Raw genomic sequence first — 11,884 nt, 5'->3', positions numbered from 1 at the left:
TGAAACGAAAACAGTCTAGATATCTTACACAAAATCCGACCTTGATGTTAGCAGATTACAGCAATTATTGATGATTAAGCCTGAAAACTTTTTATGCTATAGTGAATCATTTGGTTCGCAATGGACTCGCTTATCTTTTACGACTGCCTTGGGGCGTCTGAGTGAACACACTCGAAGCGCTCTATAATTACCAACATAACCAACTTCCAGTTATACACCCACAACCATATAAACATAGTTATATGGGTTTCGTTATATCAATTTAGCGATATAATAATCTTCTTTATGCATAGCGCTTACGTTTATACTGAGATTTGACCATGACTTCTTTATCTAGCCAAAGCACATCTGACACCAACACGACCGCTGTCCAAACGATACTGAGCACCTTACTCAATACACATCAATTTGATCCAAGCCAAATCAAAACGGATGCTGAGAGCTTAGAGCACTGGGGCAAAGACTGGACCAAGCATTTTGCTCCAGCAGCCTCAGCCATCATCTTTCCAAAGACCACCGAACAAGTACAGACCATCGTATTGCTGGCCAATGAGCACAATGTCGTCCTAACGCCTAGTGGTGGCCGTACAGGACTCTCAGCAGGTGCCGTCGCCTCTAACGGTGAAATCGTCGTAAGCATGGATAAAATGAACCAGATTGGCAAGTTTTTTCCTGCCGACCGCATGGTTGAGATTGAAGCGGGTGTCATCACCGAACAGCTACAACAGTTTGCCGAATCAAAAGATCTTTACTATCCTGTCGACTTTGCCTCAGCAGGCTCCAGTCAAATGGGTGGCAACATCGGTACCAATGCAGGCGGCATCAAAGTCATCCGCTATGGCATGACTCGTCAATGGATCATGGGCTTGACTGTGGTTACGGGTAAAGGGGACATCTTGCATCTCAACCGCGGTATGGTCAAAAATGCCACCGGTTATGATCTGCGTCAACTGTTCATCGGTGCTGAAGGTACCCTTGGTCTCGTCACTCACGCGCAAATCAAGCTTGAGCGTCAGCCACAAGACTTAAATGTCATGGTGCTGGGTATGGACAACTTTAGTGATGTGATGAATGTTCTCTCTGCCTTCCAAGCAAAGATTGATTTAACGGCGTTCGAGTTCTTTGATGATGTAGCCATTGATAAGCTGATGGCACATGGTCAAGTGCAAGAGCCATTCGAATCACGCACCAAGTTTTATACGCTATTGGAGTTTGAAGCACCCTATGAGCCGATCATGGAAAAAGCCATGACGATCTTTGAGTATTGTCTGGAGCAAGGCTGGGTGGTCGATGGAGTGATGAGTCAAAGTATGACGCAAGCGGCAGAGCTTTGGAAATTGCGCGAGTACATTTCTGAAACCATTTCCGTATTCACGCCTTATAAGAATGATGTGTCGGTATTAATCAGTTATGTGCCCGATTTTATCACTGAGATTGATGATATCGTGAGCAGTAACTACCCTGACTTTGAGGTGTGCTGGTTTGGTCATATTGGCGATGGTAATTTGCATTTGAATATCTTAAAACCTGAAAACATGAGTAAAGATGATTTCTTTGCTGAGTGCCAGGTAGTGAATAAGCATGTGTTTGAGACGGTACAAAAATATGGCGGTTCGGTGTCTGCTGAGCATGGCGTGGGTATGACTAAGAAGCCGTATCTGCATTATAGCCGCAGTGAGGCTGAAATGAGCTATTTACGTGACATCAAAAAAGTCTTTGATCCAAACAATATTATGAATCGCGGTAAGATTTTTGATATGTAAGGCATCGCCATATTAGCTTGAGATAAAAAAAGACGCTATACCAATAGAATAGCGTCTTTTTTGTGCCGCACATAAAGTATCAATTTATAGACCGTATAAGACTTATTTATTTACTGACTTATAGGTATAACAATACCAGCCCTATCACGAGTAACAAACTTAAAAATCCTTGCACAATCAAAAAAGCTTGATGCGGTGCCGCGATATGACGAAACATATTGCCAAGCGCATTATAAGTAATACCTGCCGCCTGAATGTGAGGTGGATTGTCAAAGGTTTTGATAACTTGTAAGAAATGTTCTGTGCGCTCAGGTGACCAATCATGTGGAAAAAACGGCAAATAGGGTGACAATTGCGCGGCTTGCTGTTTTGTCGCAGGTGACCATAACCAACGCTCTAAAAACAGCAAACGCATACGCCAATCCGTAAAACTGCGATGTTCTATCGTTTGTAATAGCAATGTTTTAACATTTTTATGACGTCTATCGGCAAAAATGCGTTTTTTTAATGCAAATACGTGGGCTTTCTCCCCTTCAATACATTGCAAAAATTGACCATTGCCATAACATAAAATGCCAGTGATGCCATGCTGCTGGTTGTAATTACGTGCATGCCGTTCTACATCTTCAAATATAGACGTATTCAAACGTGAGCCTAAGGTCAAACTGCTGACATAAACCAATTGAATCAGCGTTGAATCTTGTACTTCATCACCCATATTGCTTCTATTTTTGTAATTCTTGGGCATACTTAATCATCCTAAAAAGCATCTTATAACAACGAAATAAACCAAACAAAGTAAAACGATGCCCAAAAGGAACATAGGATACTGACTCACAAAAACGTAGCAAATAGTTACCACGTTAGACTTTTATTGATGGGGTAGCTTGTTATGATAGCGAGCAGAACAAAACGTATTTGGAACGAAGTGTACTTAAAAATGCTATTTAACAAAGTTATCAGGTAAGCGTGTTCAGACAACTCGGCATGGACATCTAATGTCTATCGACGCTAATCGGTAAAGATAGTGACTTTTTAGTCAGTTTGACTAGAATATCCGTCAAAACAGCGACAATTACAATAAAATTTGTGTACTAAATGAGATAGAATATCATTATAACGTATTGTAAATGCTGCAATAAATCATTGTAACGGTAATACTCTGTTAATGAAATATATTTATTGCATCTGTTACACAAAGACTTGTTAGTTTGAATGTTATCCCCCTTTAAATGACGCCTTTCTCAATATCGTTATAACCCGTAACAAGCAAAAACAGGAAAATTATGAGTAAAATAGAAAAGTTAGATGACTTTCATCTTACGATTGCTGAAATCAAGAAAAAAGACTATCCGCAATTAAAAGCGTTGATGGATCGCGTTTATGTCAACTTGGGTGGCGCTTGGTCAAAGACCACCATTCATACCTTAATTGATGCTTTCCCTGAAGGGCAAATTGCCTTGTTTGACCATGATCAACTGATCGGTATTGTCTTATCCATGCGCGTTGATTATGCCAAATTCTCTAACCCGCATACTTATGATGATTTGATTGGTCAAAAAGAGATCATCCGAGACAATCCCGAAGGCGATGCCATCTACGGTCTAGATGCTTTGATTGACCCTGAGTATCGCGGTTACCGCTTAGGGCGCAGACTTTACGATGCCCGTAAAGAGCTGTGCCGTCAGTTGAACTTCCGCGCTATTTTGGCTGGTGGACGCATTCCCAATTATCATAACCACCAAGATCTGACACCTGGTGAATATATCGATGCTGTTGCGTCACGTGAAATTCACGATCCTGCGCTCTCTTTTCAGTTATCGAACGGCTTTATCGTCAAGCGTATTTTGACCGCGTATCTCCCTGATGACAAACAGTCAAAAGGTTTTGCTACCTTACTTGAATGGGCGAATATCTATTACGAGCCAAAAGACTATAAGCCAAACACGCGCAAGTCTGAAGTGCGTATCGGTGGTATTCAATGGCAGATGCGCGAGGTTGAATCCCCTGAAGAGCTGCTGCAACAAGTTGAGTTTTTCGTTGATGTGATGGCAGATTACAACTCAGACTTTGCGTGCTTGCCAGAATTCTTTAACGCGCCATTGATGGGTCTGTGTGAGTCAACGGATCAAAACGTTGCGATTCGCTTTTTGGCCGGTTATACCGAATGGTTCAAAAACGAAGTCTCTCACTTGGCGGTCAGTTATAACGTCAATGTCATCGTAGGCTCCATGCCATTACTCGATGAGGATGACACACTGTATAACGTCAGCTACTTGTGTCGCCGCGATGGTACAGTGGAAGAGCAGCGCAAAATCCACATTACCCCACATGAGCGTAGCGCTTGGGTCATCGAAGGTGGTGATGAGGTGAAAGTATTCGATACGGATGCTGGTCGCATTGGTATCTTGGTTTGTTATGATGTCGAGTTCCCAGAGCTTGCTCGTTTGCTTGCGCTTGATGATATGGACATTTTATTTGTGCCTTTTTGGACAGACACCAAAAACGGCTACTTGCGTGTGCGCCACTGTGCTCAAGCACGAGCGATTGAGAACGAATGCTATGTCATGATTTGCGGCTCGGTTGGTAACTTACCGCAAGTTGAGAGCTTAGATATTCAATACGCGCAGTCTTCTATATTTTCACCATCAGACTTTGCTTTCCCTCATGATGCAATTATGGCAGAAACCACGGCGAACACTGAGATGATCTTCTTCTCAGATGTGAACTTAGATAAACTCACTCACGTCCGTAACGAAGGCTCGGTACACAATCTGATCGATCGCCGTGATGACTTGTTTAGCCTAAAGTGGAAGCGAAAGTCAAAAATATCAGCAAGCAAGTTAAGTGATGAAGAACGTCGCGAAAACTCAGGTAGCGTCTTAACGGGTGATCCATTACAAAACCGCGCACAAAAGCCCTAATCGGTTAAGATAAGACCGCTAGCATAATAACTATAATCACTTGATAATACGGCTGAACATTCAGCCGTTTGTTTTTATCTACTCAAAAACCTAAGAGTGAAAAAGCAGCGACTATGACAACCGATATCGGCAAAAAAAAGAACACGCTCAAAAAGACACCAAAACAAAAAGCGTGGTCTATATTAAAGACCTTCCTACTGTACAGTCTGATATTTGCTGCGGTGTATACTGCCATTAATTGGTGGCGTCAGCCAGTCATGCCAGCCAACCCACAATTACAATTAACAGACTACCAAGGACAAATGGTCGATTTGGCCGCGCTGAGCGATGACAAACCTACCCTAGTGTATTTTTGGGGTACATGGTGTCCGGTTTGCCGAGTCACTTCTCCCACCATAAACAAACTTGCGGCACAAAATAATTATCCCATTGTCACTGTTGCGATCAAATCAGGCGATGATCAAGAGCTACATCGTTATCTTAGTGAGCACAACTATAGCTTTACGACTATCAATGACCAAGAAGGCCGTATTTTTGCCGATTGGCAAGGACAGGTCACGCCCTCTTATGTCATCTTAAATAAAGGAGAGATGAGTCAAGGTCTGACGGGCGTACAGCCGCTTTGGTCGTTGAAATTACGATTACGGTTGTCTACTATTTTTTAACATGTGACTGACGCTTTAGCCTATATTTAATATAGTTTAATAGCCAGTACACTTAAAACGTGCGCTACAGATCATTTGAAAGCCAAACAAGATTTAAGATAAATCATCGTATTAGTTTTGGATAAAGTCATAGTGTTGCAGGCCAGCTCTTTTTACCCTATCCTTTTTGTCATATAATAGCTGCCGTTATCTTTTTTACTATCCCTTATGTGGTTGATTTACTTTAACAAACCCTTATATGGTTAAAAGCCGCTTTGCAAAGTGCTTGAGGTAATAACCGCAAAGAGCGTCACGAGACATTGTGTCAGACAAATGCTGTTTAGAATGAGATTTTTATCTTAAACACATCAGAGCGATATTTTATGACTGATAAACGTATTTTAGGTTGCATTCGGCTTGTGAGCATTTATTATTGAGCTAACTGTATCTTAAGTGGCGATAACATCTGTCGCAAGCGACCGCTTGTTGTCAGCGTACACCGAAATCATGACGTGGATAGTGATATGCTATCGATATACATGGTTTTAGCATCTGACTTATAGCCAGTATTTGACTCGTAATCAAGATTCGATGCTGTAAAACATGGATATAGATAGCCCTACATTGTTTTAACATACTGTTGCTTTTAGCGCCCTATTGCTTTTAAAGCACTTTAGCACCATAAATAAGAGCACGACAATTGAGCAGTAGGCTGCGCATTTGAACTTATTTCAATATTGAACCCATCTTTTCACCCACTTCTACCTTTTAAAAAGACACCTTTATGACTGATAAAAGTACTGATACACCAAGCCACGATTATAAAGACACCCTAAACCTTGCCGATACGCCATTTGCGATGCGTGCAAATCTTGCCAAGCGCGAGCCTGATTGGTTGGCTGCTTGGGAAGCGGATGACGTGTACGGTAAAATTCGTCAGGCACGTGCGGGTGCGCCCAAGTATATTTTGCACGATGGCCCTCCATACGCCAACGGTCAAATTCACTTAGGTCACGCGGTCAATAAAGTACTCAAAGACATTATCGTAAAGTCAAAAACGCTGTCAGGTTTTGACGCGCCATACGTCCCTGGTTGGGACTGTCATGGTCTACCCATCGAACAAAAAGTCGAAGCCAAAGTTGGCAAAGTTGGTCAAAAAGTCTCAGCCACTGAATTTCGCGGTCTTTGCCGTGAATACGCCAGCACGCAGATTGAATTGCAAAAAGCAGACTTTAAGCGTTTGGGTGTGTTCGGTGATTGGGACAATCCTTATCTTACGATGAACTTCCATCAAGAAGCCAATATCGTACGTGCGCTTGCCAAAATCCATGAAAACGGTCACGTGACTCGCGGTATGAAGCCGGTCAATTGGTGCTTGGACTGTAGCTCTGCTTTGGCAGAAGCCGAGGTCGAGTACCAAGATAAAGTCTCTGATGCTATCTACGTCAGCTTCGATGTTTTGGGTGCCGATAAAGTTGAGGCATTGGCAGAAATAAAAGACACTATTGCCGCGGTTATCTGGACAACCACGCCTTGGACCTTGCCTGCCAACCAAGCTATCTCAGTACATCCTGAGCACGATTATAGTGTGGTCGCTACCGAAAAAGGCAACTTGCTATTAGCGACTGATCTGGTTGAAACAGCACTGACTGAGCTTAAATTAGAAAATAAAGGTGTCCTTGCAACCGTATCAGGCCGTGAGCTTGAAGGTCTGCGCGCCCAGCATCCACTCATTGCGGATCGTCAAGTGCCGCTTATCTTAGGTGAGCATGTGACAACGGACAGTGGTACAGGTCTGGTGCATACCGCACCTGGTCATGGTCTTGACGATTATATTGTGGGTCTAAAATACAACTTACCCGTAGAAAACCCTGTAAGCGGTACGGGCGTTTATCTAGACAGCGCCGCAGTATTTGCGGGTGAGCATATTTATAAAGCCAACCCAAAAATCATCGCTGCTCTACATGAAAATGGTCATTTGATCAGCCATACCAAGATTGAGCACAGCTATCCACATTGCTGGCGTCATAAGTCGCCGATTATTTTCCGCGCCACGCCGCAGTGGTTCATCAGTATGGAAGCCAAAGGTTTGCGTGAGCGTGCGCTTGCTGATATCCCTAAAGTTAACTGGACACCAGCGTGGGGCCAAAACCGCATTGAAGCGATGATGACGGGTCGCCCTGACTGGTGTATCTCACGCCAGCGCACGTGGGGCGTGCCCATCACTTTCTTTACGCATAAAGAAACGGGCGAGCTGCATCCAAACACGCTTGAGCTGATGGAAGTTGCTGCACAAAAAATTAATGAAGGCGGTGTTGAAGCTTGGTTTGATGCCAGCTGTGAAGACTTCTTAGGTGATGAGGCCGCTGATTATGATAAAGCCACGGATACGCTTGACGTCTGGTTTGATTCAGGTACGACGCACTTTGCTGTGCTTGAACAACGTGATGAGCTGACCAATCCAGCTGATATGTATCTTGAAGGCTCGGATCAGCATCGCGGTTGGTTCCAGACTTCTTTATTGACGTCAGAAGCCATGTACGGTCGTCCACCGTTTAAGCAAGTATTGACCCATGGTTTTGTGGTCGATGAAAACGGTCGCAAGATGAGTAAGTCTTTGGGCAATATCATCACGCCGCAAGAAGAGATCAACAAAACGGGCGCGGATATGCTACGTCTGTGGATTGCCTCAAGCGACTATCGTTATGAGATGAGTGCGGGTAAAGCCTCATTTAAAGGTGCCATCGATCAGTATCGCCGCATCCGTAATACGCTGCGTTTTTTACTGGCCAATACCGACGACTTTGATCCAGCGACCGACAGCATTGACGTTAATGAATTGGTCAGTCTTGATAAGTTCATTCTTGAGCGCGCACAAACGGTACAAGCAAAAATCACCAGCGCTTACGATGCAATGGATTTCCACCAAGTCACTCAGCATGTGACAGCGTTTTGTTCGCAGGACTTGGGTAGCTTTTATTTAGATATCATTAAAGACCGTCAGTACACCACGCAGACTGATGGTCAGCCGCGCCGCTCTGCGCAAACGGCTATCTATCACATCGCCCATGCCTTGATCCGCTGGATCACGCCAATCTTGTCGTTCACCGCTCAAGAAGCATGGGAAGTACTGAACCAACGTGATGCTGATAAAGGTGGCTACGTATTTACCAAAGAATGGTACGAATTCCCAGCATTTGAGCTAAGCGATATCAGTGATGATGATTGGCAACGAATCATGCTAGCCAAAGATATGGTCAATAAACACATTGAAACGGCACGTGGCGAAAAAATCATCAATGCCAATCTGTCAGCCGATGTCAGTCTGTACGCTGATGGTGCGATGCAAGAAAGCTTGGCAAAACTGGGTGAAGAGCTACGTTTTGTATTGATTACTAGTAAAGCTACTCTGAAACCAATGAGTGACGCGCCTACTGATAGTGTCAAACAGACAGAAGAGCAAGCTAACAACGATATAGAAGTATCGGCAGACTTAGTGGTCGATGTAAAGGCAGCCACGGGTACTAAATGTGTGCGCTGTTGGCACATCCGTGATGACATCGGTACAGATAGCGCGCATCCTGAGATTTGCGGTCGCTGTGTGATCAATGTCAGTGGTGATGGTGAGGTGCGCTACTATGCCTAATTCACCAGAAAACAACCTACCCCCTGCTGACGTCAATCATTCGCCCAAACCTGCGCATGCGACAACGGGCAGCTCAACCACGCCAAGAAGCCGCTTAACCAAAACGCCAAAAATGATTGCCAATGGCAGTCGTGCGTTTATATGGTATTTGTTGGCGCTGGTGGTCGTTATTATCGACCAATGGACGAAGTGGTTGGCGGAAACCAAGCTGACCTTTCATGAGCCAGTACCTGTCATTGAGCCATTTCTTAACTGGACGCTGGCTTATAATTACGGCGCAGCCTTTAGCTTTTTGGCAGATGCGGGCGGTTGGCAAAAGTGGTTTTTTTCAGGATTGGCGCTTGTCATGGCGTTGTTTTTGATCATTTATCTCATCAAAGCCCCTCGCAAAGCCACACTTCTCTCTGTCGGATTGGCGATGGTACTTGGCGGCGCGGTTGGTAACTTGATTGATCGCATGTTACATGGCCATGTGATTGACTTTATCCATGTACACAATGCCGACGTTTGGCATTATCCCATCTTTAATATCGCTGATATGGGTATTAGCATTGGTGTAGCTTTGATTGTTATTGATATGCTATTTTTAGAAAAGAAGCGTGAAATGCCACGGTCATGATTAAATAACGTTTATATAAAAAAGGTGGGTTACGTAGTCGTAATCCACCTTTTTTTGACTGTACATTTTGATGATACAAAAAAATGAGGTTTCTTACGCACATAACCGTGTTTAAAAAGTACAACTTATTATACTCATACAATATACAAGCACATGCCAAAAAATCCTTTATGCTCTCTTAAAGATAAACTATAAAACGGTTAAAAAGGATTTTTCATGTCAAATGATAGCAAAAAACCTATTTTCCAAAAGCAAATCACCGTGAACGATGATAGTAATGAACGCATCGTTACTTTGACCGTATTGCACGCAGACATTACTACCCTAAATGTCGATGCCATCGTCAATGCGGCCAATTCAAGTCTATTGGGCGGCGGCGGTGTAGACGGCGCGATTCATCGAGCCGCAGGCCCTGAGTTGCTTAAATATTGTCGCACATTGAATGGCTGTGAGACTGGCGATGCCAAAATAAGCCCAGCGTTTAATCTGCCTTGCCAATATGTGATTCATACCGTCGGCCCTGTATGGCATGGTGGTCATCGCGATGAAGAAGCACTGCTTGCCAGCTGTTATCAAAAATCTTTAGCCCTAGCAGCTGAGCAAGATCTTGCCAGTATCGCTTTTCCGTCCATTAGTACAGGCGTCTATAATTATCCATTAGAGCAAGCGACTGCGATAGCCATTGAGACGGTCAAGGCATTTGTATTAAGCACTCTTAAAAAAGCAGATCCATTCTCAATTCGTGAGGTAATATTTTGCTGTTTTTCGGATAAAGATGCGGCTATTTATAAGCAAGCATTCGAGCAGAAGCAATAAATGAATTTTTAGAATTGAACCACTAAAAGATAAGTGCAGGTCTACTGATATAAATTTTACGTAGCCTCTGGCAACAAGGCACAGCAAGCAAGGAAAATTTATATCAGTAAATGTCGCTCTCAATGTGACGATGTCATATCGAACGAATTATAGAATCAATAATGCCTACAATATTCCTTTTAAAGATTCTAAGCCGCCACCTGATAACACAAATAAAAATCCTGCCATATTGATGATAACGGTCAAATAATACGTGAGCCGAAACTCTGGCTTTTGTGATTTATGACGTAAATAAGTCTGCGCGACCATCGCCCCGACCCAGCCGCCAAGCGTACTCAGCACGTGCAAGGTGGACTCTGGGGTTCGCCAATCGCCATTTTGAGCCGCTGCCTTGTCTTTGGCGTACATCACATAAGTGATAACGCCCAACGCTGCGTACCATGCCACGACCAGCCAGCTTATTTTATGAGTGACCACCAGTAATATTAAGACCGCATAGAACCCAGCACCGAGGAACAAGCGCTTTTTTTGTCCCGCTTCAAAATCTGCTTGCGCGCTACGTTTGGCATTACGCTGACGTATTTGCTGGTTTTTCTGTGCCATTTTTTGCTGCACAAATTGTAGCTCTTGGACGTCTTTTGCCTGTAAGCGCCCTTGATTATCTCGCCCGATAGTAAACACGACTTGCTCACCAACCTCAGGACGACGGCGCGCTTTAAACTCATTGATATGAAAAAAAACAGACTCGCCGTTTTCAGTGTCAATAAACCCAAAACCTTTATCGTCTTGCCACTTTCTTATGTGGCCTTGTTGCCTATTTGCCATAGATACGCCCATCCTCTTTTAGACTCGCCAAATATAGTACACTATTTGCGTTACACTATTTACGCTTACAACCTTTTCCAGATGACTTATCATCTCTAACATCGTTGATTATCCCAATTTTATATTTCAGCAATAGGCAATGCTTACTATGACCGATTCGCAATTTATTAATCCCAATGAAGACACACGTATCACTTACGGTAGCCTTGTGAAGCTGCATTTTGAGGTTTCACTAGAAAACGGCACGGTGATTGACTCTACCTTTGGCCGCGACGCGCCTGTTAGTTTGACGATTGGTGATGAGAGTTTGTTACCAGGCTTTGAGCAAGTACTCATGAACCTACGCGCTGGTGATACTCGTACCGCGCACCTTGAGCCAGAACAAGCGTTTGGCGAATGGAATCCTGATAATATCCAACATTTTAGTCGTACTCAATTTGCGCTGGTCGCTGACAATCCTGAAATTGGTATGATGGTAGAGTTTGAAGACAAGGGCAAAAACACCTTACCTGGTACGATTAGCGCCATCGATGACGACGAAATTGAAGTGGATTTTAATCATCCTCTCGCTGGACAAGACGTGCTATTCAAAGTAAAAGTCTTTAAAGTGACACCTCCTGGTGTGACGGGCATAAAGTTAATGTAGC

At 43.7% G+C, this 11,884-nt stretch carries 9 protein-coding genes; 7 read left to right on the top strand and 2 right to left on the bottom strand.

The genetic code is table 11. From position 1 onward, the window contains the following. Positions 1 to 320 precede the first annotated feature (320 nt). The gene (locus tag CZ794_RS13835; RefSeq protein ID WP_087042148.1) at positions 321 to 1,763 is read left to right on the top strand and encodes an FAD-binding oxidoreductase; all 1,443 of its coding nucleotides are present in this window, start codon (positions 321 to 323) and stop codon (positions 1,761 to 1,763) included. A 118-nt stretch (positions 1,764 to 1,881) separates the two neighbouring features. Here CZ794_RS13835 and CZ794_RS13830 read toward each other — a convergent pair whose 3' ends face one another. Further along, positions 1,882 to 2,511, bottom strand: a complete 630-nt coding sequence (locus CZ794_RS13830; protein WP_087042147.1) for a BLUF domain-containing protein — start codon at positions 2,509 to 2,511, stop codon at positions 1,882 to 1,884. Between the two features lie 538 nt (positions 2,512 to 3,049). Between CZ794_RS13830 and CZ794_RS13825 the strand changes: the two genes are divergently transcribed. The 5 genes from CZ794_RS13825 to CZ794_RS13805 all read left to right on the top strand — a co-directional run bounded on the left by CZ794_RS13825 (position 3,050) and on the right by CZ794_RS13805 (position 10,412). Next, positions 3,050 to 4,687: a carbon-nitrogen hydrolase family protein gene (locus CZ794_RS13825; RefSeq protein ID WP_087042146.1), complete on the top strand. Its 1,638-nt coding sequence runs from the start codon at positions 3,050 to 3,052 to the stop codon at positions 4,685 to 4,687. 113 nt (positions 4,688 to 4,800) lie between these two features. Next, positions 4,801 to 5,352 carry a protein disulfide oxidoreductase gene (locus tag CZ794_RS13820; protein WP_087042145.1) on the top strand — a complete coding sequence of 184 codons (552 nt, stop codon included), beginning with the start codon at positions 4,801 to 4,803 and terminating at the stop codon, positions 5,350 to 5,352. Between the two features lie 763 nt (positions 5,353 to 6,115). After that, entirely contained in the window at positions 6,116 to 8,977 is a 2,862-nt protein-coding gene (gene ileS / locus CZ794_RS13815) for an isoleucine--tRNA ligase (protein WP_087042144.1), read from the top strand. Then, positions 8,970 to 9,596 carry a signal peptidase II gene (lspA, locus tag CZ794_RS13810; protein ID WP_087042143.1) on the top strand — a complete coding sequence of 209 codons (627 nt, stop codon included), beginning with the start codon at positions 8,970 to 8,972 and terminating at the stop codon, positions 9,594 to 9,596. The genes ileS and lspA overlap by 8 nt, the downstream gene beginning before the upstream one ends. Positions 9,597 to 9,881: 285 nt before the next feature. Next, positions 9,882 to 10,412 (top strand): O-acetyl-ADP-ribose deacetylase, encoded by a 531-nt coding sequence (locus tag CZ794_RS13805; protein WP_256959004.1) that lies wholly within the window; start codon positions 9,882 to 9,884, stop codon positions 10,410 to 10,412. A gap of 165 nt (positions 10,413 to 10,577) precedes the next feature. Here CZ794_RS13805 and CZ794_RS13800 read toward each other — a convergent pair whose 3' ends face one another. Then, a complete protein-coding gene (locus CZ794_RS13800; protein ID WP_087042141.1) occupies positions 10,578 to 11,237 on the bottom strand; it encodes a DUF1294 domain-containing protein in 660 nt (219 codons plus the stop codon). Positions 11,238 to 11,385: 148 nt separating this feature from the next. Here CZ794_RS13800 and CZ794_RS13795 point away from each other — a divergent pair, with 148 nt between their 5' ends. Beyond that, a complete protein-coding gene (locus tag CZ794_RS13795; RefSeq protein WP_087042140.1) occupies positions 11,386 to 11,883 on the top strand; it encodes a peptidylprolyl isomerase in 498 nt (165 codons plus the stop codon). Position 11,884 lies beyond the last annotated feature (1 nt).

The sequence above is a fragment of the Psychrobacter sp. JB385 genome (genome assembly GCF_900163785.1).
In the GTDB taxonomy this organism is placed as follows: domain Bacteria; phylum Pseudomonadota; class Gammaproteobacteria; order Pseudomonadales; family Moraxellaceae; genus Psychrobacter.
This window is presented reverse-complemented; position numbering and strand designations above follow the sequence as displayed.